General features: G+C 48.0%; 18 protein-coding genes, 1 tRNA gene and 3 pseudogenes. 10 read left to right on the top strand and 12 right to left on the bottom strand.

From position 1 onward, the window contains the following. Nucleotides 1–109: 109 nt before the first annotated feature. From C7I86_RS07350 to glpX, 5 genes are all read right to left on the bottom strand, one after another. Nucleotides 110–1,210, bottom strand: a complete 1,101-nt coding sequence (locus tag C7I86_RS07350; RefSeq protein WP_010872618.1) for a hybrid sensor histidine kinase/response regulator — start codon at nt 1,208–1,210, stop codon at nt 110–112. Nucleotides 1,211–1,299: 89 nt separating this feature from the next. Next, a complete protein-coding gene (locus C7I86_RS07345; RefSeq protein WP_010872617.1) occupies nt 1,300–5,085 on the bottom strand; it encodes a response regulator in 3,786 nt (1,261 codons plus the stop codon). A 272-nt stretch (nt 5,086–5,357) separates the two neighbouring features. Beyond that, entirely contained in the window at nt 5,358–5,732 is a 375-nt protein-coding gene (locus C7I86_RS07340) for a group 1 truncated hemoglobin (protein WP_010872616.1), read from the bottom strand. A 44-nt stretch (nt 5,733–5,776) separates the two neighbouring features. Further along, nucleotides 5,777–6,507, bottom strand: a protein-coding gene (locus tag C7I86_RS07335; RefSeq protein WP_102014009.1) for an IS1 family transposase whose coding sequence is annotated in 2 segments (ribosomal slippage) — nt 5,777–6,177 and nt 6,177–6,507 — 732 coding nt in all. Because the reading frame shifts where the segments join, the coding sequence is not laid out codon by codon here. Nucleotides 6,508–6,775: 268 nt separating this feature from the next. Beyond that, on the bottom strand, nt 6,776–7,813 hold the full coding sequence (gene glpX, locus C7I86_RS07330) for a class II fructose-bisphosphatase (RefSeq protein WP_010872613.1): 1,038 nt from the start codon (nt 7,811–7,813) through the stop codon (nt 6,776–6,778). 236 nt (nt 7,814–8,049) lie between these two features. Between glpX and C7I86_RS07325 the strand changes: the two genes are divergently transcribed. From C7I86_RS07325 to C7I86_RS07310, 4 genes are all read left to right on the top strand, one after another. Continuing rightward, on the top strand, nt 8,050–8,478 hold the full coding sequence (locus C7I86_RS07325; RefSeq protein ID WP_010872612.1) for a M48 family metallopeptidase: 429 nt from the start codon (nt 8,050–8,052) through the stop codon (nt 8,476–8,478). Nucleotides 8,479–8,588: 110 nt separating this feature from the next. Continuing rightward, nucleotides 8,589–9,131, top strand: a complete 543-nt coding sequence (locus C7I86_RS07320; RefSeq protein WP_010872611.1) for a thioredoxin family protein — start codon at nt 8,589–8,591, stop codon at nt 9,129–9,131. Between the two features lie 441 nt (nt 9,132–9,572). Then, a complete protein-coding gene (locus C7I86_RS07315) occupies nt 9,573–9,773 on the top strand; it encodes a riboflavin synthase subunit alpha (protein WP_223211363.1) in 201 nt (66 codons plus the stop codon). 299 nt (nt 9,774–10,072) lie between these two features. Further along, nucleotides 10,073–11,725: an acetolactate synthase large subunit gene (locus C7I86_RS07310; RefSeq protein WP_010872609.1), complete on the top strand. Its 1,653-nt coding sequence runs from the start codon at nt 10,073–10,075 to the stop codon at nt 11,723–11,725. A gap of 36 nt (nt 11,726–11,761) precedes the next feature. Here C7I86_RS07310 and C7I86_RS07305 read toward each other — a convergent pair. Further along, nucleotides 11,762–12,336 (bottom strand): annotated as a pseudogene (locus C7I86_RS07305) (Uma2 family endonuclease). A 218-nt stretch (nt 12,337–12,554) separates the two neighbouring features. Between C7I86_RS07305 and C7I86_RS07300 the strand changes: the two are divergent. The 4 genes and pseudogenes from C7I86_RS07300 to C7I86_RS07290 form a co-directional block, all read left to right on the top strand. Beyond that, nucleotides 12,555–13,351: pseudogene (locus C7I86_RS07300) on the top strand (IS701 family transposase); the annotation flags it as partial. A gap of 72 nt (nt 13,352–13,423) precedes the next feature. Continuing rightward, nucleotides 13,424–13,783: an IS630 transposase-related protein gene (locus C7I86_RS19110; RefSeq protein ID WP_010871315.1), complete on the top strand. Its 360-nt coding sequence runs from the start codon at nt 13,424–13,426 to the stop codon at nt 13,781–13,783. Beyond that, nucleotides 13,684–14,271, top strand: coding sequence for a transposase (locus C7I86_RS07295; protein ID WP_308417040.1), 588 nt, complete (start codon nt 13,684–13,686; stop codon nt 14,269–14,271). The genes C7I86_RS19110 and C7I86_RS07295 overlap by 100 nt, the downstream gene beginning before the upstream one ends. A 25-nt stretch (nt 14,272–14,296) precedes the next feature. Beyond that, a pseudogene (locus C7I86_RS07290) lies at nt 14,297–14,599 on the top strand (IS701 family transposase); the annotation flags it as partial. Between the two features lie 542 nt (nt 14,600–15,141). Here C7I86_RS07290 and C7I86_RS07280 read toward each other — a convergent pair. From C7I86_RS07280 to C7I86_RS07265, 4 genes are all read right to left on the bottom strand, one after another. Continuing rightward, nucleotides 15,142–15,215: transfer RNA gene (locus C7I86_RS07280), tRNA-Pro, on the bottom strand. Between the two features lie 89 nt (nt 15,216–15,304). Then, nucleotides 15,305–17,248: a squalene--hopene cyclase gene (gene shc / locus C7I86_RS07275; protein ID WP_010872605.1), complete on the bottom strand. Its 1,944-nt coding sequence runs from the start codon at nt 17,246–17,248 to the stop codon at nt 15,305–15,307. A gap of 213 nt (nt 17,249–17,461) precedes the next feature. Further along, nucleotides 17,462–19,327: a biosynthetic-type acetolactate synthase large subunit gene (ilvB, locus tag C7I86_RS07270; protein ID WP_010872604.1), complete on the bottom strand. Its 1,866-nt coding sequence runs from the start codon at nt 19,325–19,327 to the stop codon at nt 17,462–17,464. A 314-nt stretch (nt 19,328–19,641) separates the two neighbouring features. Then, complete coding sequence (locus C7I86_RS07265) at nt 19,642–21,018, bottom strand: cytochrome c biogenesis protein (protein ID WP_010872603.1); 1,377 nt, start codon at nt 21,016–21,018, stop codon at nt 19,642–19,644. Between the two features lie 278 nt (nt 21,019–21,296). Here C7I86_RS07265 and katG point away from each other — a divergent pair, with 278 nt between their 5' ends. Continuing rightward, the gene (katG, locus tag C7I86_RS07260) at nt 21,297–23,486 is read left to right on the top strand and encodes a catalase/peroxidase HPI (protein WP_020861737.1); all 2,190 of its coding nucleotides are present in this window, start codon (nt 21,297–21,299) and stop codon (nt 23,484–23,486) included. A gap of 48 nt (nt 23,487–23,534) precedes the next feature. Beyond that, nucleotides 23,535–24,443: an Hsp33 family molecular chaperone HslO gene (hslO, locus tag C7I86_RS07255; RefSeq protein WP_010872601.1), complete on the top strand. Its 909-nt coding sequence runs from the start codon at nt 23,535–23,537 to the stop codon at nt 24,441–24,443. Nucleotides 24,444–24,498: 55 nt separating this feature from the next. Here hslO and C7I86_RS07250 read toward each other — a convergent pair whose 3' ends face one another. Together C7I86_RS07250 and C7I86_RS07245 are read right to left on the bottom strand one after the other, a co-directional pair. After that, complete coding sequence (locus C7I86_RS07250) at nt 24,499–25,164, bottom strand: Uma2 family endonuclease (protein ID WP_010872600.1); 666 nt, start codon at nt 25,162–25,164, stop codon at nt 24,499–24,501. Nucleotides 25,165–25,262: 98 nt separating this feature from the next. Continuing rightward, nucleotides 25,263–25,859 (bottom strand): heme-copper oxidase subunit III, encoded by a 597-nt coding sequence (locus tag C7I86_RS07245; protein ID WP_010872599.1) that lies wholly within the window; start codon nt 25,857–25,859, stop codon nt 25,263–25,265. Nucleotides 25,860–25,912 lie beyond the last annotated feature (53 nt).

Below are 25,912 nucleotides of genomic sequence, written 5' to 3'. Positions count from 1 at the left end.
CTGAATTTTATTTCCACCAGCCATAAATTGTGATACGGTCTTTTTTACTTTTTAGATACATGTTCAGCGGAATTTAAATAGGGTAAACCCGCTTGTTGCCCTGCCCAAATCACTGACGAAGTTCAATTCTAAAAATTGAACCCTTGGGATAATTATCCACAACACTTATTGTGCTTCCATGGGCTTCGACAATAACTTTGCAAAAGGCTAAGCCCAGTCCAATTTGGGCAACCCCTTCTAGCATGGGGCCAATTTCGTATTTGCCAAAAATCCGTTCCCGCAGTTTTAGGTCTATGCCTGGCCCTTGGTCGGCAATGGCCACCACTGCGACGGCATCATCTGGATAGGCCACTGAAACTATGACTTCACTCTGGGAGGGGGAAAACTTAATGGCATTGCTAATCAGATTTTCGATGGCTCGACGGAACAGTTGGGCATCTACATTAACTGGACGATGGGGAGCGGGGGGATATTGGGTGATGAGGTTAATCTGTTTCTGGGCAATACTTTCCCTTAGGGTAGCAATGGCAATTTCACACAGGGCACAAAGTTCGGTGGATTGATAGTTCAATGTCAGAGCATGGGATTCCAGTTGGGCTTTAAGCAACAGGTCTTCCACCAGATTTTGTAGTTGTTGGGTGCTTGTTTGAATGGACTTGAGCTTTTTTTGTTGACGATCTAGGGGCAAGTCAGGCTTGTTCAATAACAGCTCGGTGGCCAGGCTAATGCTGGAGAGGGGATTGCGGAGGTCATGGACAATCATGTTCACCATGTCTTCCCGAAATTTGAGCAGGCGGGTGAGGCGATCGTAGGCGGCTTTGAGATTGAGATGGGTGCGTACCCTGGCCAGGAGAATGGGGGGACTGATGGGTTTGGTGATGTAGTCCACTGCGCCGAGGGAAAAACCATGTTGTTCGTCTGCTACGTCGGTTTTGGCGGTGAGGAAAATAACTGGAATATTCTTAGTTTGGGTATCAGCTTTGAGCTTGGTGCAAACTTCGTAGCCGTCTATTTCCGGCATCATAATATCCAACAAGATTAAGTCCGGTGGCGGCATAGATGCGGCGATCGCCAAGGCCTGTTCCCCTTTGCTGGCAATTTTGATGCGGTAATGATCCTTGAGCAAACCACTGAGCATGGTCAAAGTATCGGGGGAGTCATCCACAATCAGCACGGTTGCTTTGTTGCCCTTGGTTGTTGCTGTATCCATGGGTGATGGCGAGAGAAAAAGTTAGTGGCCTAAGCCGCTGGGGCTTAAAAGGGGTGACTGGGTTTAGTGTAATCCGTTTTTCTGATCCCCTAGGGTTGGGAAAATTGGCGGGCGGTGGTGAGGGCGGCGAGGGCGGCTTCAAAGTCGAAATTATTGATGCCAGCGGCGATCGCCGAGTAATGGTCTGGAAATGCTTGGCGTAAAAGATCCCCATGGTTTTGGAGGAGGTCGGCGGCTTCTGCATCATCTTCCCCCAAAAGTTGGGCTAAATGGTCACAAATTTCTTCTAATTGGCCCTGGTCTAAGGTTATGGCCACAGTTGCGGGTTCCGGCGGTAGATTACTGGTCAATTGGGCAATTAGATTATCCAGGCGATCGCCTAGGTTGGTAAGTAAATTTTCAACCTCTGGCTGGGGCCACTGCTCTTTAATCGCTTTTTCCAACTCCGCCGCTTCCTGTTGTAGCTCCTGGGCCCCAATGTTCCCGGCAACTCCTTTCAAGGTATGGGCCAACCGTTCGGCGAAGCCATAGTCTTTTTCCCCTAAAGCCTGAGTAATTTCCGGCAGAAAAGAACTTTGACTGGCCACAAACTTATGGAGCATTTTCAGATACAAACTTTTTTTGCCCAAAACCCGCCGCAAACCATCATCGCTGTTCAGTCCAGGGATATGGGGAATGGATATTTCTGGATCGCTAGTATTGATGGCCGATTCTTCTATCGTTTCTGGGGCTAGGGGGGAGTCCACCGGAATCCAGTGGAGTAGCTTATTCCACAATTCTTCTGGTTCAATGGGTTTGCCTAAATGGTCATTCATGCCTGCTTGCAAACACCGTTCCCGATCGCCCTGCATCACATTGGCCGTCATGGCCACAATGGGTAACTGAGCGTAACGGGGATTCTGACGAATGGCGATCGTTGCCTCGATGCCATCCATTTCCGGCATTTGCATATCCATTAAAACCAAGGCGTAAGCATTATTGTTCAGTCTTTCCAGAGCAATTAAACCATTGGCCGCCACATCGACGTTGAAACCCACATCCCGTAATAATTCCGCCGCCACTTCCTGGTTAATTTCATTGTCCTCCACCAACAAAATGCGGGCCCCGCGAATACGCCGTAATTTTTCCAAGGCCAAGTCTTCCGCCCCAATGCCCGAAGATTGTCGCATTTCCTGGGCCAGGGCCGTGGGATCCCCCAGCACCCTCGCCAAACTGTCGAATAAAACAGAGGGACTAATGGGCTTGACCAAAACATCATCAATGCCGAGGCTTTTGGCTTTAACAAACAATTCTTCCCGACCGTAGGCAGTGACAATAAAAATCGACGGCTGATGGTTTAACCCCATGGCTTTCAAACGACGGGCTACTTCCAAGCCATCCATATTGGGCATTTGCCAATCAATGAAAACAATGCTGTGGGGATGGTTCTCCCGATCAGCTTCTGCTAAAAAATTAAGGGCTTCCGGCCCGCTCTCCACCGTTTCTACCACAAACTTCATCTGCTCCAACAAATCTTTCATCACCAGGCGGGCATGGTCGTTATCGTCCACCACCAGCACCCGTTTACCTTCCAGATCTTTGCTCAAAACCAATCGGTGGGGTATGACATTACTTTTCTGCAAACAGACCTTGGCCCAGAAAGTACTGCCTTGGCCGTATTCGCTTTCAACCCCCACTTCTCCCCCCATCAGTTCCGCAATGCGTTTGCAGATGGCCAAACCCAACCCTGTGCCGCCAAAATTCCGGGTAGTGGAGGAATCCGCCTGTTGAAAACTGTTAAAGAGATTGGCAATGTGCTCTGGTTTAATGCCAATGCCCGTATCTTTCACCGCTAGGTACAGCACCACGTCCTGGTCACGGTATTCCTGGAGCCTGACCACAATGGTAATATCCCCCTGCTCGGTGAATTTGACTGCATTATTGGCATAGTTAATCAGAATTTGCCCCAGACGGAGGGGATCGCCGATGAAGTGGCGGGGTAGGTTACGGTCAATGTCAAACAGCAGTTCTAAACCCTTATTGGTGGCCTTTTCACTGATCAAAGTGGCAACGTTATCCAGCACCTTATCCAGGTCAAAATCAATGCTTTCCATGGGCAATTTGCCCGCTTCAATTTTAGAAAAATCGAGAATATCGTTAATTACCCCCAGCAGATGCTGACCAGAAAACCGAATTTTATGCAAATATTCCCGTTGACGGGGGGTCAGGTCAGTTTTCAAAGCCAGATGGGTCATGCCGATGACCGCATTCATGGGGGTACGGATTTCGTGGCTCATATTGGCCAAAAAATCAGCTTTGATGCGGCTGGCTTCCTCCGCCAGTTCCTTGGCCCGTTTCATTTCTGCTTCGGCGGCCTTAATGGGGGTAATATCTGCTAACCAGCCTAAGATGCCCTTTTGCCCCTCGTAGTCCGTGGCTAAAAAGGTAGCCAAAATGTCCCGGATTTCACCTCTGGGATTATACATTTTGTACACCCGGCTTTGACTGCGGCCAAACTGGGTCAGTTCTTCTAACATTTGCTGGCGATCGCCTAGGTCCACATAGATCTTTTGGGGCGAATCCCCTACTTTTAAATCCACCAGTTCACCGATGTGGGGATTGGCAAATTGGGTAATGCCATTGACGGTAATGGCCACCCCGACGGGGGCGGAATCGAGCACTGACTGCAGATGTTCCCGTTGCCGCAAAATTTGTTGCTGGGCTTCTTGACGGGCGGAAATATCCCGCACAGAGGCAAAAATATTCATTTCCCTTTGGCTCAGGGAAGGCAAGCTGGTCAAACTAACTTCAATGGGAAACTCCGAGCCATCGTAACGGGTGCCGAGGATTTCAAATTCTTCTTGATCTAGGGGGCAGGTGGGGCCCACGTCCTCCCCTTCCTGAAGCAGATGGAGGGATTGTTGCAACAGTTCTGCCAGGCCCAGTAGGGCAATGGATTGGCCAATCAGTTCTGTTTGGGAATAGCCAAACAACTTTTCTATGGAAGTATTGGCCAAAATGATATTTCCCTGGGCATCCAGCACCATAATGCCTTCCGGAGCATACTCGATAATTTGCCGATACCAAGATTCCGTCGCCACTAGGATTTTCTGCTGTTGATTTTGGATGCTGATTTCCCGCAAAACAAACAGCATTACCCCGCCAGTCAAAAGGGTGATGGAAATGGTGACGGCGATCGCCACTTCCTGAATATCAATACCTTGGATAAAAAATTCTCCCCAGGGGCGGCAGATAAAGTGGGTGGCCGTCATGGCGGTGTAGTGCATACCCGACGTGGACAGACCCATCACCAGGGCGGAACTCCCCAAAGCTGGCCCATGGGTCGTGTGGAAAATTTTGGCGGAATGGAAGCGGAATAATAGGGCCACAAAGGCCAACATGACCGCAATGACCAGGGAGAGGACAAATAGGGGCAGTTCGTAGTAAATATTGCCGTGTAACTCCAGAGCCGCCATGCCGCTATAGTGCATAGTGCCAATGCCCAAACCAAACCAGATAGCCCCCACCATGAGGTTTTTCGCCGTCGGGGCCTGGAAACTCAAAAAGTTCAGAGCGTAAATGCTAGCGGCGATCGCCGGTATAACAGAAATAAACGTGATCAAGGGATCGTAGCTGATGGGGCAGGGCAACTCAAACCCCAGCATGCCAATGAAGTGCATGGCCCAAATACCTAACCCCATAACAGTCCCACTGAGGGCTAAGGCAATTTTCCGTGACCAACGCCCCGGCAACGATAGGGCGGAACTGGCCATCAAGAAAGCCATATAGGCCGTAAAAATGGCGATCGCCACAGAGAGCAGAACTAATTTAGGGTCATAGGAACCCTGATAATTAAGCTGGTCAGCGTTGAGGGGACTAACAGGTTGCCAAAACATAGGTTGCCCATAGATATGACTATGCTAATCCACCTAGTCTTATTCCTGCCCCAATAATGACGAACAGCGTCGCCGAAAACGTTAAACTTTTTTAGACAAACTCCAGGACAATGTTAAAGGTAGAGCATGTGGACGCTTTGGCCCATATCCTGCTCAACAGTCAGGAGAGCATCAAATAAAGTCGGGAGTTTTTGGCCTGCCATTGGCAATTTGGGCAAAGGGTGCAAATTTTTAGGATGCAACGATCGCCTCCATAAAATAAATTCTCAACTTCACTGATTAAGCACGTCCCGTTTATGGGCTGGAGCCCCGGCCACGGCGGCCACTTCTGCAATTAAATCTTCGGGAACACCCATTTCCTTCAAGGTTGCCAGCAAATCCTCCGCCACTGCGTCGAAGTGTTCACCGTTCAAACCATGGTTTTCCACCAACTCTTTGTGGGCTTCCCGCATATAGCGACCATCATATTTATCCGTACCGCCAAAGGCATAGGTTAAAAAGGCTTTTTGGTGGGCCCGTTGTTTAGCCATATCCACGTCGGCGAAAAAATGTTTGATGCGGTCATCCTGCAACACCCGCTCGTAAAATTTGTCCACAGCTAGATCGACAGCGGTGGTTCCACCTAATTTTTCATACAAAGTTGACATCAATTTTCTCCTACAAGGATTAAGAATTGGAAATTTTGAGAGTTTCAAGAAAGTAATGAGAGGCGCCAGTTGCGTAGTAGTTCTATGTTACCATTGACCCTAAATTCGGCAAATATTGCCATGGTGATATCAACCATGTAGGGTGACCTGAAGACAACTTTCGTGGGGCGATGAAATCTAGCAAACCAATGACGGTTATCTGAGTTTTTGCTCTCAATTCCTACTGTTTCTCTTTTGCTAATCCCATGAAACGCATCAGGATGTTCATCCAGCAGTTGTTGATAGGGCCTCCAGTCATCGGTGCAGTACACTGTCACTTTCCACTTTGCCAGTCTCTCCAGCAAACGACTCAGGGTTTGACTATCACGATTTCCCAGTTCCCAGTCGATGAGTCTCCCAGTAACACGGTCATATGCCTTCCAGAGCCATAACTTGTTTTTTTTGCCTGAAGAAAATGCCACAGTTCGTCTAATTCCACTACGATTGCTGAGTCTGGAGCCGGTTTCTCGTAGTTTGCTTCGCCAAAATCCCTAATCCAGTTGAGCACTGATTGAGTAGAAACTCCCAATAGTTTCGCCGTGGCATTCATTGACATACCACTCATATACAGTAAGACCGCTTCTAGTTTCATCCAGAGAGGTTTACCCCGTTCTTTGGAGAGATTGGTGAATTGATATTGGCAACTCTTACATTTGAATCGTTGCTTATCCTTGACAAAGCCATTTTTGACGACATTCCCATGACCACATTGAGGACAGTGACAGTGTGTAGACATTTTTCCAAAAGCTCATTACCCAATATTCTCTATCATCCTACATCATTATCTATTTGAAACTCTCCGTAATTTTAATGATAGCCTTGTTACGTGATCAGCGCCTACCCGATACCAATGATATGGATAATCAGTAGCGGGTAATCAAACCCCAGTTACTATGACCCAACCAAAACATAAGTCCCCCAAAGTCTGAACTTCAGGGGACAAGGGAAACGGCGATGTATTTCCCCAGGTTTTAACCTTCTGGGGATAGTTGCCGAGAGGGAAATTAATGCAGTTGGATTACTTTGGGGCTTTCCTTCATATGGACAGTGTCTACAAAGCGGGCGGTGCTGGACTGGCTAGAAATAACCAAGCTTTGGGTCCGTACCCCACCATGGAAGAAGCGGACTCCTTCCATCAAAGTGCCAGGGGTGATACCACAGGCGGCAAATAATACGGTTTCGCCACAGGCCAATTCTTCGCAGTTATAAACCTGGTCAGGATTTTTGATGCCCATGGAAGCGAGACGCTCTAGGTTGCCTTCCCGACTTTCACCGATTAGGCCGGTTTTAACCACTTCGGGATCGTAGATTAACTGACCTTGGAAGTGACCCCCCAGACAGCGCATGGCAGCAGCGGAAATTACCCCTTCAGGAGCAGCCCCGATGCCCATCAGAGCGTGGATGTTGGTGCCGGAAAAAGCACAGGAAATGGCGGCGGAAACGTCTCCATCACTGATTAGACGTACCCGAGCACCGGCATTGCGGATTTCTTGGATCAATTCTTTGTGGCGGGGACGATCCATGACCACTACCACCAATTCTTCAATGCTGCGGTTGAGGCAATCGGAGAGGATTTTCAGGTTTTCGGTGGCCGATTTGTCGATGTCCACATGACCTTTGGCCGCTGGGGGAGCCGCCAGTTTTTTCATGTAGAAGTCGGGAGCGGCAAACAAACCACCTTTTTCAGAAATTGCCAACACGGCCATGGAACCGTTTTGACCATAGGCTACTAGGTTGGTACCTTCACAGGGGTCAACAGCAATGTCAATTTCTACCAATTCGTCGGGATTGCAGAAGGATTTGGCATCTTCTCTGGTGCAAATGCCTACTTCTTCGCCGATGTAGAGCATGGGTGCATCATCCCTTTCCCCCTCGCCAATGACGATGCGGCCCCGCATGTGGATTTTATTCATCCGTTCCCGCATGGCTTCTACGGCTACTTGGTCAGCGGTGTTTTTTTCACCTTTGCCCATCCATTTTGCCGAGGCGATCGCCGCTTGTTCTACGACTTCAATAATTTCTAAACCGAGGGTGCTGTCCACGAATTGAATCCTCCCAACTGCTGATTAGGTTTCCCTAGCTTGTGATTAAGTGTTAATAGTCAAAAGTCTATCAGAGGGGGGGATCAGCGTACAGCATTGTTGAGGGGGGTAATTAGGCTTGGGCGCTGACCACGGCGGGCACCAAAGATCCTCTAAGATTAAGAGTTGGGCGGATTATCTGCCTGCTTTTTGACTGCGTTGAACCATTCCACTGCCAAATTCAGCTAATTTTGACCATGACTGAGTCCGTAATCTCCCCAGAAGATGCCTTCAACCAGGCGATCGCCAGATATAACGGGGGGGAAGGCCCCGAAACCCTGATCCCGGTGTTTAAGGACATTGCCGATAGCTCCCCGAAAAATGCGACGGTGTGGGCTTGCCTAGCTTGGCTGTATCTCCTGGACGACAAGCCAACTTTGGCCTTCAAAGCGGCCCAAAGGTCGGTGAAAATTGACGGTTATCATCCCCAGGCAAGGATTAACTATGCCTTGGCCATGTTGGCTAATAAAAAAACCGGTGTACGGGAACAGGTGGAGTTAGCGGCGCAAATGATGTCCTTTGATCAGGAAATCGCTGCGGGAGTGATGGAAAGTTTGGATGATGGTCTCGAGCGTAAGCCCGATTGGCGAGACATTGAACGGATTAAGAAATGGCTGACAGAATAGTTTGACTAATCGGTTTTAACTTTAGGCAAATTCAGGCAATCAGTTCAGTCCCTAGTGTTCGTTTGTTACCTTGGATAGAATTCCTAACTTCGTACAAATATCCCTAGACCATGACCCCGGCCAAAATTCGTAACGCCTTATTAGCCGTAGTGGCGATCGCCTTGAGTGCGGCCGTTTATCTCGGTTTCCAAACCCAAACCCAGGGTATATCCCTAGAAGCCCAAGCCCAGCGGGCCATTCCCCTGGCCACTGCCTTGGACAATGGTCGTCCCACCTTGGTGGAATTCTATGCTGACTGGTGTACTAGCTGCCAAGCCATGGCTCCGGACTTAGCAGAGTTGAAGAAAAACTATGGCGGTTCGGTGAACTTTGCCATGCTCAATGTGGACAACAATAAATGGTTGCCGGAAGTGTTGCGCTATCGGGTGGATGGCATTCCCCATTTTGTTTACCTAGATGACACCGGCACGGCGATCGCCGAGAGCATTGGAGAGCAACCGTTGAGGGTGTTGGAGCAAAATATCACTGCCCTGGTAGCCCACGAACCCATCCCCTACGCCAATGTAACTGGCCAAACTTCAGTGGTGGAAAACCGAACCATTGAAGCTGACCCCACCTCTCCCCGCAGTCACGGTAATCCCCGCCCCAGCTAGGAGCTTGAGCAACCATAGCCAGAAACTATGCCAATCATTAAACTGCTACAGGTTCGGCTATCCCGCCCTTAGGCGATCGGCTAACATTTATTTGTGTGTGAGGAGTAAGATTAATAAGGAAGCAGCCGGAGGGTCGAAACATGGCAAGACTCCTTGCGGACTTCCTTATTTTTTTGCCTATTTTTTCGGTAATACCCGCCCCAGCAAGTCTCAGGAAAGGCGAAGATGAGGGATTGACCGTAGTCTATCCACTCGTTAACAAAACTTTATGGTATATTTAGATACAGCGGTGAAAGATTGATATTTCTCCATAGAAGTGTCTGCCGCCCCGAGGGTTTATTTGCCTAGCCCCAATCCGATCGCCTAACTTAGCTTTTGACTGGATTCTCCCCTCTCCATCCTCGAACTTACTGCTTTATGTTGGTACTTTCCGTCCTATCTTTGGCCTTAGCCTCGTTTTCTGCCATCCTGTGCTTCACTGTGCAGGAAGATGTGGTCAGGGCTTCGTTAGGTTGTGTGGCCGTATTGTCGATTTTGGTCACTCTCTTTTTTGCTCCCTGGGCGTTAAAACTGACTTTAATGGCGGTTCCCTTCGGTTTAGAGCGGTTTTATCGCCTCAATCAAAATGCCCCCATGGATTGACAGCCCATAATTTGCAACTTTGCCCATAACTAACTTTGCCTTTGCCGGAGTTAGGAACCTGTTTGTTTATCCACCCGAAGTAGATCCCTGAAACTGGCCCAGTTCGACGCTTGGGTGGTCCCAGAGCAGATGATTGCCCCGATCGCCGATTAGCCATTGTCTCCCCGACCTAAATCATATCCCCCCAAACTTCCATGCCAAAATCCTTCCGGATTCGTTAGGCTAGAGGGGGATTTTGAAAATAGTTTTATTTCAAATTTTTCAAATAGCTCACACAGCTAGGGGAACTAGGCACCACCATGGGGCAAATGAACACCGCAGACCTATTGGTTCAATGTCTGGAAAATGAGGACGTTGAATACATTTTTGGCGTACCCGGAGAGGAAAACCTCCACATCCTCGAAGCGCTGAAAAACTCGCCCATCCGCTTTATTACCACCCGCCACGAACAGGGAGCAGCCTTTATGGCCGACGTTTACGGCCGTTTAACGGGCAAAGCGGGGGTTTGTCTTTCCACCCTGGGGCCTGGAGCCACCAACCTGATGACCGGGGTAGCGGATGCTAACTTGGACGGAGCGCCCCTGGTGGCCATCACTGGACAGGTGGGCACAGATCGGATGCACATCGAATCCCACCAATACCTGGACTTGGTGGCCATGTTCGACCCGGTGACTAAATGGACCAGGCAAATTGTCCGCCCCAGCATTACCCCGGAAGTGGTTCGTAAAGCGTTCAAATTGGCTCAGAGCGAAAAACCAGGGGCCACCCACATTGATTTACCAGAAAATATTGCCGCTATGCCGGTGGATGGGAAACCCCTACGGCGGGACAGTCGGGAAAAGGTTTATGCAGCTTTTCGTACTTTGGGCACAGCGGCCAACGCCATTTCCAAGGCCAAAAACCCCATTATTCTGGCCGGCAATGGCACCATCCGAGCCGAAGCCAGCGAAGCCCTGACGGAATTTGCCACCAGTTTGAATATTCCCGTGGCCAACACCTTCATGGGTAAAGGCACCATGCCCTACACCCATCCCCTTTCCCTTTGGACAGTGGGCTTACAACAACGGGATCACATTACCTGTGCCTTTGAAAAAAGCGATTTGGTCATTGCGGTGGGCTATGACTTAATTGAATATTCTCCGAAAAAATGGAATCCCACTGGAGATTTGCCCATCATTCACATTGGCGCTACTCCGGCGGAAATTGATAGCAGTTATATTCCCCAGGTGGAGGTGGTGGGGGACATTACCGATTCCCTGATGGATTTGCTCAAACGGTGCGATCGCCAAGGTAAACCCACTCCCTACGGGGCTTCTCTCCGGGCGGAAATTCGGGCCGAGTATGAATGTTATGCCAATGACACAGGTTTTCCCGTTAAGCCACAAAAAATTATTTATGACCTGCGCCAAGTGATGGGCCCCGATGATGTGGTGATTTCCGATGTGGGGGCCCATAAAATGTGGATGGCCCGCCATTACCACTGTGACAGCCCCAACACCTGTTTAATTTCCAATGGTTTTGCGGCCATGGGCATTGCCATTCCAGGGGCGATCGCCGCTAAGCTGGTTTATCCTGAGCGCAACATTGTTGCAGTGACGGGGGACGGCGGTTTTATGATGAACTGTCAGGAGTTGGAAACGGCCATGCGGGTGGGCACTCCCTTTGTCACGTTGATTTTTAACGACAACGGTTACGGCCTAATTGAGTGGAAACAGATCAACCAATTTGGCGAATCCAGCTTTATTAAATTTGGCAATCCAGACTTTGTTAAGTTTGCTGAAAGTATGGGTCTCAAAGGTTATCGGGTGGAAGCGGCGGCGGATTTAATTCCTATCCTCAAAGAAGCTTTAGCTCAACCTGTGCCCACAGTGATTGATTGTCCTGTGGATTATCGGGAGAATATTCGTTTCTCGCAAAAAGCAGGGGAATTGGCCTGTGAAATTTGGGAATAACTAACCTTTAGCGACACCATAAAGATCTACAAAAATCTACCAAATCGACGCTAACTCCAAAACAAATTCTGGCAATACAGCCTCACCACTGAGGCTTTCAGGATTTTCTAAAACTTCCACAGCCTGACCAGGACGATAGATTTCCACAGTGCGAGTTTGGCGATCGATTAACCAACCCAATTGAGCCCCATTTTCTTGATACTCTTGCATTTTTTTCCGCAGGGGTTTTAGTTCATCACTGGGCGATCTTAATTCGATCACAAAATCCGGGCAGAGGGGCACAAATCTCTGTTTTTGTTCCGGGGTTAAACTTTCCCATCGTTCCCGTTTCAACCAGGCCGCATCTGGCGATCGGTCGGCTCCATTGGGTAATTTGAAGCCCCCAGAAGAATCGAAAAAATTCCGGTGCCATCGCGTTCTGCCCAAAGACCTAGCCATAGTATCAAAATGCCCTTACGGTTACTGGTTTCGCCTCCGGTGGGTGACATGATCACTAAATCTCCCTGGCAATTACGCTCAAAACGCAACTCTCGATTGTTCAAACAGAGTTGATAAAACTGCTCATCGGAAAGGGATAGGCTGTCAAGTTTGACGGTTATGGCGGCGGGCATTGGCTTTACCCCAAAGGCATTGATGTGGCATTGGCTCCCATTCTAAGTGATGTTTACGGTGACAGAATACCTATCGCTCTTCTATCATTGTGGGTAGGATAGAATGGAGGAAAAAGGCTGAAATGCAGAGGTGGTATATGGTTGCCCCACGTGAAGCAAAAGAAACAGTACAATTCATTGACAAATACTGCGAAGGATACAGAGACTTATTTCCAGAAGTGAGAAGCTTTGAATACTTTAAATACTTGTATCTAGGATTAATTGCGAATATCAAGAGAAAAACCTTCCCAGAAATAGCTAAGGTAGTAGGACTAGAAAATGGACAAGGATTTGACTATTTCTTCGGTAACAGCCCTTGGTCGTTAGAGGAGGTAAGGGAAAGAAGAATTAATAAAATTCTGAGTTTTGCGGAAGGAGAAGCAATAACAATGCTCATAGACGAAACAGGGGATAGGAAAAAAGGAAGAAAGACAGATTATGTTGCGCGTCAGTATATTGGCAATCTAGGAAAAATAGAAAATGGAATAGTAGAGGTGATGTGTTATGGAATTATAAAGGGAATGACAGTACCATTAATCAGCAAAGTATATAAACCAGAGGCAAGACTAAAAGAGGGGGATAAATACAAAAGCAAACCAGAGACAGCAGGGGAAATTATCAAAGAAATAAAAGAGCTTGATTTCAATATAAAGGTAGTATTAGCAGATAGTGAATATGGAGAGAGCAGCGAGAACTTTGTAAGAGTATTAGAAAAAGAAAATCTAGAATATGTACTAGCTATAAGGAGTAATCATGGAGTCTAGCTTGGGAAAGAGGAAAGAGTAAGAGCGAACAAATGGAGAAAATTTGAGAGAGAATTTGCAAGTGGAAAGTCGGAAGTAAGATACGAATAAGATACGTGAGAGAAATTATTTATGGAAAGAGAGGGGAAAAAAGATATTAGCAAGTAACGGATAACAAGGAAAAAATGCCATCAAATTCAACGTATTGTATTATGACAAAAGTATCAGGAGTATAGTCATTTCAATTAACGATGAGAGAATTTAATGTAAAATTATGGAGTGTACAAAATGAACAGGTTTAAACAATGGCTTACAGTTTAGATTTAAGGCAAAGGGTAGTAGCTTATATAGAAGCTGGAGGAAAAATAACTGAGGCTTCCAAGATATATAAAATAGGAAAAGCCTCGATATACAGATGGTTAAATAGAGTAGATTTAAGCCCAACAAAAGTAGAGCGTCGCCATAGGAAATTAGACTGGGAAGCTCTAAAAAAAGACGTAGAAGAAAATCCCGATGCAAGATTGATAGACAGAGCCAAGAAATTTGGAGTGAGGCCGAGTGCCGTATATTACGCATTAAAGAAAATGAAAATAAACAGAAAAAAAAAGAACTACGTTATCGAGAAAGAAACCGGGAGGAACGAGTTAAGTACTATAGAATGTTAAGAGAACTAATTAAGCTCTATGGTAGTCAAGCTATAGTTTACATAGATGAATCTGGATTCGAAGCAATCCAGGCTTGTATTTATGCCTGGTCAAAAAAAGGAAAAAAAGTTTATGGAGATAGACAAGGAAAAAGGGGAGTCAGAGAAAATCTAGTAGCAGGGAGAAGAAAAGGAAAAAAAGATTTGATTGCGCCGATGGTTTTTACCGGGAGTTTGAATGCAGAAGGCTTTGAAGGATGGTTAAAATTATATTTGCTACCCTCCCTCGACATTCCATCAATATTAATAATGGATAATGCTCCTATTCATCGTAAAACTGCCATTAAAGAATTGGCTAAAGAAGCAGGTCATGAAGTTCTTTTTTTGCCGAAATATTCTCCTGATTTAAATGATATTGAGCATGACTTTAGTGCCTTGAAACGAGCTAGAATGTACGCTCCTATTGACACGTCTCTTGATGAAATTATCCGTTCTTACTGTGGCGTTTAGCGTCTCAGCTTTATTCGAAACTACTATAAAATATAAAGAGGTGGGTAACTTATATGGAGCAAGGAACTGGATAGAGTATGGATTAAAGCAAATAAAGAATGAACTGGGGTGGGCAGATTTTAGAATGATGGACTATTCCAGAATAGAAAAATGGCGGGAAATAGTGATGAGCGTATATTTAATGGTAAGTCTTCAGATAGAAAATTTGCCTCCGCATGATAACTTCTTAAACAAATCAAAACAGACTAGGAAGATAGCTTATCAGAATATACAAAAACGTCCTTGGTGGAATCAAAAAGTGGATGGAAAAACATACTTAACAACATGAGATTAATAATTCAGCCATTATGTTACTTTAATTTATTAAAGCCGTGGATGACGGTGATTTATACACCTCAGTTATTGAGAAACTTCCATTGCTTATTTGACAAATTGAAGAAGGCAGTAATGGCCTTAGGAGACCTTATTATTGCTCCAATTATTTTACCTTCCCACCTACACTGATAGAAGAGCGATATCATCTTTTCTTTATATTTTCTTTAGAAATCACTTCTAAAGAGTACCTTGAAAGTATCGGTGCAGAAGTCATCGACGTTGATGAACTTAAGCAACGTGTTCTATGCTTTGCTATCAATGATCTTGTACGGAAAATAGCTTTTGCTGGTCACATTGACCCAGACGACATAATAGAGTACTACACCATAATAGAGTACTACACCATTGAGTTTGGTGGCGGATGTGTCGAGGAACAACACTACCGTTGGGTGCTTGAGTTGAACCCTAAACTCCCATTCGACCCCGATAGGAATTAACCCTATCAAATGGGCTAACATAGTACTATCGCAGGGGCGCAACAGTAGGTGGAAAGTATCGGGATGACAGGATTTGAACCTGCGACATCCTGCTCCCAAAGCAGGCGCGCTACCAAGCTGCGCTACATCCCGTGGTGCAACCCCCTCAATCTTAGGACACATTTCCCCCGATCGCCAGGGGTTGACCGGACGAATATTACCCCAAGGTTCCCCAAGGTTCATTAAGATGCTTGTAAATGGCTATAACGAGCTAGGGCAATGAGGGGAAAATATTGGCGGTAGTAGTGATAGCGGATATAAAAGTGACAGGGAAAACCGGTGCCGGTATATTCTGCTTCTTCCCAGGTGCCCTTGGGGGTTTGTCCCTGGACAAGAAAAGCCACGCCCCCCTCGATCGCCGTGGTTAGTTTGGCATCTTGTCCCAGGCTGGGTAAATATTTGAGGGCATCTAACAAACCAATTAGGGCCCAGGCTGTTTGGGAAGCAGTGCTGTTACCTTGACCCTTTAACTGCTTGTTTTTATAACTTTCACAGGTTTCTCCCCAACCCCCATCCGCATTTTGACAGCTCAACAACCAGGCGATCGCCGTTTTGATTTGGGGGGCAAAACGTTGGGCATCGTAAATGGCTAGGGCAGAAAGGGCCCCGCTGGTGCCATAGAGATAATTCACGCCCCAGCGGCCGAACCAACTACCATCCTGTTCCTGTTCTTGGAGTAAATAGGTCAAACCCCGTTCCACTCGTGGGGAATCCATGGTCAAACCACAGGCTCCCAGCATTTCAACCACCCGGGCGGTAATATCGGCGGTGCTGGGGTCAATCATGGCTTTCAAATCACCGTAGGGTAACTGGTTAAGCCAATCTTGGTCATTGTCAATGTCAAAGGCGGCCCAGCCTCCGGTTTTACATTGCATGGTGGCTATCCACTGCAAGGCCTTATTAATGGCCCCCTGTTTACGTTCCTCATCGGGGAGGGTAATGCCCTGTAACGCCATCATCACCACGCAGGTGTCGTCAATGTCAGGGTAGAAATTATTATCAAATTCAAACGCCCAAGCTCCCGGTTCACCGTGGGGATTTTTGATCTGCCAATCGCCGTAGGTGAGAATTTGTTTATCCAACAACCATTGCCCCGCTTTAACCAAGGCGGGATGATCCTTACCTAGATCCGCTTCCGCCAAAGCCCGCACAACCCAGGCCGTATCCCACACAGGGGAAACACAGGCTTGAATGGCATAGCTATCTTCCGTTTCCACCGCGAAATTATCGATCGCCGCTAGGCCCCTTTGCACATAGAGATCGTTAACGTCATAGCCCAACACTTTCAACGCCAGCAGGGAATTCAGCATAGCGGGAATAATGCCGCCCCAATCGCCACTGACTTCTTGTCGTTCTAAAATCCACTTTTCCGCCAGGGCCAAACCCTGTTCTCGGAAAGGTACTACCTTGGCTTGTTCCTGTAGCTTAAATAGGCTATCCAAACCGATGAAAATATCCCAAATAGTGCCACTCTCCGGCAATTTATACTGGACATTTTCCATCCCTTCCGCATAGAGTTCGTCCACCCGCAGACCCTGGGCAATGTCGTAAACGGGCTTTTGGTCACAAACAATCATCAGGGGGACCGTACTAGAACGGGCCCAACTGGACATTTCGTAAATGTTAAAGAAAAAATTGTTGGGCAAAAGCATCACCCAGGGGGGAATGGAAGGAGTACCCCGCCAGTCGTAGCAACCGATTAACGCCAGATGCATTTTGGTAAAAATGCGGGATTTGCTAATGCCCCCCCGGCCGACAATGAAATTTTTCGCTTTGACCAAGGCAGGATCGGTGGCTGGAACCCCCAAAATTCGCAGGGCAGTGTAGGCTTCCACACTGGTACTTAGTTCACCGCCATCACCATAGTACAGTTCCCAACCGCCATGGTCCCGTTGTTGTTGCAACAGGTAATTCTTCGCCTTCTCCAGGGGTCTTTGGGCCGCTGTGCCCCAAATTTTGTGCAGTATGACCACTTCGGCAGTGATGGTGACATTGGATTCCAACTCAGACCACCAGTAGCCATCGGCATATTGTTCCGATAGCAGGAAGTCCCGACTAGCGGCGATCGCCTGGCGCACCTGCTCGGTGCTAGGACAAGGAACGGAGGGAGAGGCGGCAATAACCATGGACAAAGTTGTAAATTTTTCTTTACAAAGATAACAGATGGATTAGGGAACGCCGCATCTTGCCTTGGTTAGGGGTTTGCAAAAAAAATTCTTCCCAATAGGTGGAGCAGACCTTTGGTGGAACTTTAAATATGGTCAAGAAAAACCGAGGAAAAAAGTATTCTGAAGTCTGACCCCACCGCTGGGAGGATGAATTCAATTTTGGCTTATGGGTTAGAGTTTGGCTCCACAACCAGAACAGAAACGATGGGTGATGAAATTTTGGGTTTGGCAATGGTTGCACTCCACCATCCGGGGACCATTGTCCCGTACCGGCACTTCCGGTAAACCTAGCATTTGGGCATTACTCATGCCGGGGGCAATCATAGGGTAACAGTTTTCATCTTTTTTGACCACCACATCCATCACCACAGGACCATTGTGGGCTAGCATTTCGGCGATCGCCGGGGCCAAATCTTCCCGCTTGCGCACAGTAATACCCTTGATGCCATAGGCTTCACAGAGGAGATTAATGTCTGGCATGCCCTGGGACATGTTAGAAGCAGAATAACGTTCTTCGTAGAAAGTTTGTTGCCACTGACGCACCATCCCCTGCCAACCGTTATTGAGAATAATAGTTTTAACCTGGATGTCGTACTGGGCTAGGGTTCCCAGTTCCTGAAGATTCATTTGGAAGCTGGCATCTCCACTGATGCAAATGACCGCTTCGTCCCCCACTCCCACTTTGGCTCCCATGGCGGCAGGTAAACCAAAGCCCATCGTACCCAAGCCAGCACTGGAAATCCATCGGCGGGGGCCATTGTTCAAAAACTGGGCCGCCCACATTTGGTGTTGTCCCACATCGGTGGTGTAGTAGGCATCGGGGGCCTGGCGACCAATTTCGTGTACTACCTCCTGGGGGGCAATAGTATCCTCATAGTGGGGCACCTGGAGGGGGTAATCGGTCCGCCAATGATCAATGCGATTTAACCATGCCTGGGTGGTATGGGGATGGGTGGGGTAATCCAATTCCCGGGCCCGCTGCAAAAGCTGTTCTAAAACATGGCGTACATCCCCCACAATGGGCACATCGGGAGCCCTGTTTTTTCCCACCTCCGCCGGGTCGATGTCAATGTGAATTACTTTGGCGCGGCTAGCAAATTCGTCTAGTTTGCCAGTTACCCGGTCGTCGAAACGGGCCCCCACCGCAATCAACAAATCACATTCGCTGACGGCAAAGTTGGCATAGGCGGTGCCATGCATACCCAACATACCCACCGAAAGGGGATGGTTTTCGTCAAAAGCCCCAATTCCCATCAGGGTGGTTGTTACCGGCAACTGGAACCTTTCCGCAAATTCCTGCACCTGGGCATGGGCATTGGCGGCGATCGCCCCTCCCCCTACGTAGAGCAAGGGATTTCTGGCCTGCTCCAACAATTGCAATGCCGCATTAATTTGTCGGGGATTACCTTTAACCGTGGGGCGATAACCCGGTAGATTAACGTCACCGGGGTCGAGGGGAATGTACTCACATTCTTCTAAGCCCACATCCTTGGGAATATCGATCAAAACCGGCCCGGGACGACCGGTGCTAGCAAGATGGAAAGCCTCAGTAACAATGCGAGCCATATCCGCCGCACTACGTACCACATAGGAGTGCTTAACGATCGGTAAGGTGATGCCAAAAATGTCAATTTCCTGGAAAGCATCGCTACCAATCATGGCACGGCCCACCTGTCCAGTAATCACCACCATGGGCACCGAGTCCAAATGGGCATTGGCAATGCCGGTCACCAAGTTAGTCGCCCCTGGTCCAGATGTACCGAAACAAACTCCCACTTTACCTGTGGCTCTGGCATACCCATCCGCCGCATGGGAAGCTCCTTGTTCATGGCGCACCAAAATATGCTCAATTTCCCCCGCCGCTTCAAAGCGGTACAGTTCATCATAGATGGGCAAAATTGCCCCGCCGGGATAGCCAAAAATGTGTTTGACCCCATGGCGTTTCAGGCTATCCATCAGGATATAAGCCCCGGTTTGCCGTTGGCTAGGAACAGTTTTCAGGAAATTTGTTTTGGGATTAGGAATTGATGCAACCACTGGACAAATCGCTTTAGGAAGCGTAGGCTAAGTCTTCTAATTTTAACTCAATCGGCGATGGGCTCCCTATGGCAAAAGAGGAAAAGTTAACAAACTTACATCATTTAGGTCAACTGAAGTAAATAAAGACTAGTATTTACTGGGACCTGGGTTTAGATAGATGAACATAGGATGACTACCGAACAAGATTAAGTTGACCTTCTTCAGGGAGGATTTCAATTTATTAACTAGCCCAAAAAACGATACCGCCATTAGGAAATATATCACCCCTACCGGAGGAACTTTGGCGGGTAGCCTGCACCGAATTTGTTTACTTAAGCATTAACTTTAGCTTCTGTTTTAGAACTTACCTCCGCCTCTTCGGCGATCGCCAATATTTCTCGCTCAAAAGCCACCTGGGCCCGGTTGGTTCTTCCCCCTAAATAAATTTCCCGTTGACCATCCCCATCAACGCTCAATAACCAGACCTGGGAATGGGAAACATAACTCATCATTACTCCCACCATCAACAAGCCAAAACCAAGATAAACAAAAGGAATACCGGGATCAGCTTTAATCTGTAAACCGGTGCTACCCACCAACTCTTTAATTGTTATATTCACTCCATTAATTTCCACCGTAGAACCAGCCCGCACTGCATCGGTCAAATTGCCCTCTTGGTCATAAATGATCATTGTACCTTGGAGGTCTTTAACTAATAGGGCGGCACCTTCGCTAAAGTCAGTTTTAGTGGGAATGTAGGCTCCCCACAACTGGCCACCATTGGCGGTTTGTAAAGGGGCCATGGGAAGTTGCAACACAGGACTATTGTTGAGTTGTACTTTTACCCCCGCAATGCCCCAGTTAGTTTGATAAAAAGTAACGCCTCGATGACGTAGGGGATGGTTAACGGAGATGGTTTGCCGGTCCAATTCTTCCCCTTGATTATTAACCACGGACAAATCAGAATAGAACTGATCAATGGCGCCATTTTCCGTGTAATTAATCCAGAATCGATTGACTTTAATGCCCCAATCCTTGGGAATTTGACTGTCGGCAAGGGGGCCTTTCTCGATAATATTACTTACCTGGAATGTTTCACCACTGGGAATCATATGTTGGGCAAAAAATCCCGTCAATGCTCCCCAAATTGCCCCCCCTAAAATGATTAGCATGGCGCCATGGACAATGATAGGACCGACTTTTCCCATCAGACCTTTACGGGCATAAACACTGTCACCTTCTTGGAAGATTTTGTAACCCCTATCCCGGAGTAAGCTCTCAATTTTATTTATATCTCCATCGGGTAACGAAAAACTTAAAGCTAGTTTTTTAAACTGCCTTGGTTGGTGATAAAACTGCCAACTGCGGGCTGCTTTTAAAGCAGGAAATTGACGATTAAAGGTACAGGCAGTCAAGCTAGAACCGAAAAGTATTAGGAGCCCCAAAAACCACCAAGTTCGATAGACCTGATTTAAACCTAGTTGTAAAATTACTTGCCAACTTAAGAATCCAAATAGAGCTGGATCTTCAGGATAATTCTGTTGGTAAAAACTTAAACTTTCCCCCTGCTCAATTACCGTACCACTGATACTAAAAACAGCAATTAATAGTAAAAGGGCGATCGCCAGACGGAGATCTGCCAGGGTTTTGAGGCACTGCCGACCTAACTGCTGAAAAAAGTTACTAGGGGAAGGATTGGCAATGGTCATGAAAGAGGTGACAGCGTTAAAGATAGCCCTATCATTGTGCCCCGATCGCCGGCCCCATGGCAATGGAATTTGGCCGATGATCAACAGTTGCTTCTAGACTCTAATCCTGTGGGAAATTCTACCCATTGACTAATCTGCGACCCCGGGGCAGCATGGCACTAGGGCCCCGGCAAGTTGTGGTTAAGTCAATATTGATGTGATTAATGGGCACCCAACCCGCCAGGAAATTAAGAAACAGAGTTTTCCCCCACCCACACAACCATCGTAAGGAAAAACCCATGGCTAATGATCAGGTACCGGCCAGTAAATGTCCTGTAATGCACGGAGCAAATACAACCGGGCAGAACGGCAATCTCAACTGGTGGCCCAATGCGCTGAATCTAGACATATTGCATCAGCATGACCGTAAAACAAATCCTATGGACGATGGGTTTAACTATGCCGAAGCGTTTCAACAACTGGATTTAGCTGCTGTTAAACAAGACCTACACCATTTGATGACCGATAGCCAAAGTTGGTGGCCCGCCGACTGGGGTCATTATGGTGGATTAATGATTCGTATGGCCTGGCACGCTGCTGGCACTTATCGCATTGCCGATGGTCGGGGTGGGGCCGCCACTGGCAACCAACGCTTCGCCCCCCTGAATAGCTGGCCAGATAACGTCAATTTAGACAAAGCCCGCCGCCTACTCTGGCCGATCAAAAAGAAATATGGCAATAAACTTTCCTGGGGAGATTTGATCATTTTGGCTGGCACCATGGCCTATGAGTCGATGGGGCTCAAGGTTTACGGTTTTGCCGGTGGTCGGGAAGACATTTGGCACCCGGAAAAGGACATTTACTGGGGAGCAGAAAAGGAATGGCTTGCTTCCAGTGACCATCGCTACGGCAGTGAAGACCGGGAAAGCTTAGAAAATCCCTTGGCCGCCGTACAAATGGGATTAATTTACGTTAACCCTGAGGGGGTGGATGGGCACCCGGATCCTTTATGCACAGCCCAGGACGTCCGCACTACCTTTGCCCGCATGGCCATGAATGACGAGGAAACCGTTGCCCTTACCGCTGGGGGGCACACCGTAGGGAAATGCCATGGCAACAGTAAAGCTGAGCTTATAGGGCCAGAACCAGAGGGAGCTGATGTGGTGGAGCAGGGCTTGGGTTGGCACAACCAAAACGGCAAAGGTGTGGGGCGGGAAACTATGTCCAGTGGCATTGAAGGGGCTTGGACCACCCACCCTACCCAGTGGGACAACGGTTATTTTTATATGTTGTTCAACCACGAATGGGAACTGAAGAAAAGTCCTGCCGGGGCTTGGCAATGGGAACCGGTCAATATTAAAGAGGAAGATAAACCCGTCGATGTGGAGGACCCGAATATTCGCCACAATCCCATCATGACCGATGCCGATATGGCCATGATTAAGGACCCCATCTACCGACAAATTTCCGAGCGTTTCTATCGGGAGCCGGATTATTTTGCGGAAGTATTTGCCAAGGCCTGGTTTAAACTAACTCACAGGGATCTAGGACCAAAGAGCCGTTACCTTGGCCCCGATGTGCCCCAGGAAGATTTAATTTGGCAAGACCCCATTCCCCCAGTGGATTACACCCTTTCTGAAGGGGAAATTAAGGAGCTTGAACAACAAATTTTAGCCTCCGGCCTCACCGTTTCCGAACTAGTCTGCACTGCCTGGGATAGTGCCCGCACCTTCCGTAGCTCCGACTATCGAGGGGGAGCCAATGGAGCCCGGATTCGTTTAGAACCCCAAAAGAATTGGCCCGGTAATGAACCAACTCGATTGGCAAAAGTCTTGGCGGTGCTGGAAAATATCCAAGCTAATTTTGCTAAGCCGGTCAGTCTAGCGGACTTAATTGTGCTAGGAGGGGGAGCGGCGATCGCCAAAGCGGCCCTTGATGGGGGGATCGAGGTTAATGTACCTTTTCTGCCCGGTCGAGGGGATGCCACCCAAGCCATGACCGATGCAGAATCCTTTACTCCGTTGGAACCGATCCACGATGGTTATCGTAACTGGCTAAAACAGGATTACGCTGTGTCCCCGGAGGAATTGCTGTTGGAGCGAACCCAATTAATGGGACTAACGGCACCGGAAATGACTGTTTTAATCGGTGGTATGCGGGTGTTGGGTACTAACCATGGCGGGACTAAGCATGGAGTCTTTACCGATCGGGTGGGAGTACTCAGTAACGACTTCTTTGTTAATTTGACTGATATGGCCTACCAATGGCGGCCAGCGGGCAACAATCTCTACGAAATTGGCGATCGCCAAACAGGGGAAGTGAAATGGACTGCCACCAAAGTAGACCTGGTGTTTGGTTCCAACTCCATCCTACGCTCCTACGCAGAAGTGTATGCCCAGGACGACAATCGGGAAAAATTTGTCCGTGATTTTGTGGCCGCCTGGACTAAAGTGATGAATGCCGACCGGTTTGATCTCCCTAGGGGCTAGTTGGCACAATAGAAGCATCACAAAATTCAGGCAACATTTCAGCAATCCATGGCAGACCAATTGATCCGCGCCACCGCCGCCGATGGGGGTATTCGCGCAGTGGGGGTAATTACCACCAACCTAACTGAGGAAGCCCGCCAACGCCATCGCCTTTCCTACGTTGCCACCGCGGCCCTCGGCCGCACCATGGCCGCCGGGTTACTGCTGGCTTCTAGCATGAAGCAGGAAAAATCCCGGGTAAATATCCGCATCCGTGGTAATGGCCCCCTCGGGGGTCTGTTGGTAGATGCCGGTTTAGACGGTACCGTGCGGGGGTACGTACAAAATCCTTCGGTGGAACTCGCTCCCAATGCCCAAGGGAAGTTGGACGTGGGGGGCGCAGTGGGCCAGGATGGCTTTCTCTATGTGGTGCGGGATGTGGGCTTTGGCTATCCCTACTCCAGCACAGTGGAGTTAGTTTCCGGGGAAATTGGTGAGGATGTCACCCATTATTTAGTCACCTCCGAACAGACTCCCTCCGCCCTGTTGTTGGGGGTCTTTGTGGGCAAAGATGGGGTAACTGCTGCCGGGGGGCTACTTTTACAGGTAATGCCCAAGGCTGCCCGGGACGAAGCATTGGTTGCCGCTTTGGAATCCCGATTGGGGCACTTGACCGGCTTCACGCCCCTTTTGCGTTCAGGCAAATCCCTCAAAGATATCTTTCAAGAATTATTGGGGGATTTTGGTCTGGCCATTCTGCCGGAAGTGCAACTTTTACGCTTTGATTGTCGCTGTTCCTTTCCCCGGGTTTTGGGAGCCCTAAAAATACTGGGACAAGATGAACTGGAAGATATGATCGAAAAAGACAATGGAGCCGAAGCCACCTGCGATTTTTGCGGTGAAGTCTACCAGGCCGATCGCCATCATCTGGCCCAGTTAATTGGGGAAATCCAACGGGAAAAAGCCGAAAAGCTTTAAATTCATCTACCCAGAAATGGCCAGCCAACCATGTAGTGGGGAAGGTGGAATACATTCAACGGTTGGCCTTTAGCCATTGGCGAAACTCCTTCAGGGCCGCCGTCTCCCCGATCGCCAAACTGCGTTCAATTACCAAGGGCACCTGTTCTAGAGATAAAAATGGAAAAGTGGGACTTTGGTCAACAGGTTCATACTGCCCCGACTCCGGTTGGAGCACAAATACTGCCAGGCGATCGCCGTCATAGCACCAAATCTCCGGTATGCCTAAATTGCTGTAGATTGGGAACTTGTTCAAGGAGCCACTGGTAATATCAATCTCTAATACCAAATCGGGGGGAGGATCCACCGTGAGGTCAATGTGTTGCTTGCCCCGCACCTGGGGTTCGTTTGCTATGTAATAGCAGGAATCTGGCTCCACTCCCTGTTTAGTTCGATCAATTCTTAACGTTAATGAACCAAATTTTTTAAGATTTAATCCCAATTCGTCGGTGATTGCTCGAATGAGGTCATCAATAAAGCGATTGTTGTTTTCGTGAACACCCAAAGGACTCATAATTTCTAGAATTCCACAGTCATAGGCAAATCTTTGACCTCGTTTTTCTCCTAATTCTTCTAGTAACTGATTGAACGTATTCCAACTAACTGGATTGAGCAAAATCAGATGCTCTGCTTTGGGTTTAGTTACACTTTCCTGTTTGCGAGTTTCTAGATTAACGGCCATTGCATCACCTCTCCCTGGAGATTCTATATCTTGCCCAAAAAGTTATCTTTCTACCTAGATCATACTTTGGGATACTCGGTCTCAACAATGCCAAAGATTTAATTCGCTGGCCAAAGATAAAGCAAAATAAATAAAATAATCCAAATTACATCGACAAAATGCCAAAACAAGGCGATCGCCGTCACCCCTTCATGGCCCCGATCAAAATTGTGGGGCTGGAGGGAGCGCCAATACATATAAAGCAAAAGACAGACCCCAGTGAAAACGTGCAATCCGTGAAAACCAGTTAGTAAAAAGAAAGTTCCCCCTGCGGATCCCGCATCCAGGCCAAAGGGCATACCGGCCCACTCCGCCGCCTGGCCAAACAAGAAAACAATGCCGAGACTGATGGTGGCTAACCACAGTAGGCGAAATAATTTCATTTCTCCTCGGTGCAGGGCTTTTTCGGCCAAAATAATGGCCCCGCTACTGGTAACTAGCACCATGGTATTAATGGCTCCTCTTGTCACATCCAAACCGTCTACCCCAGGGGGAAACCAGGGTTTATTAGTCAGCCGCAGAATGGTGTAGGTAACAAAAAAGCTGATAAACACCACACTTTCCGACATCAAAAAGACAGGAAAACCAAAGCCTAAATTATCCGGTTCCTGTTCTTCCGTCGGCTCAACATGGGGGAGATGATTACCTGATTCCATAAAATTTCCTCGTGTGCTTGCTCGGTTAGCGGGTTCAACGGCGGAAAAAGCCC

The sequence above is a fragment of the Synechocystis sp. IPPAS B-1465 genome (genome assembly GCF_003015225.1).
Taxonomy (GTDB): domain Bacteria; phylum Cyanobacteriota; class Cyanobacteriia; order Cyanobacteriales; family Microcystaceae; genus Synechocystis.
The sequence above is the reverse complement of the archived record's forward strand: the minus strand, read 5'-3'. Positions and strand labels throughout refer to the sequence as shown.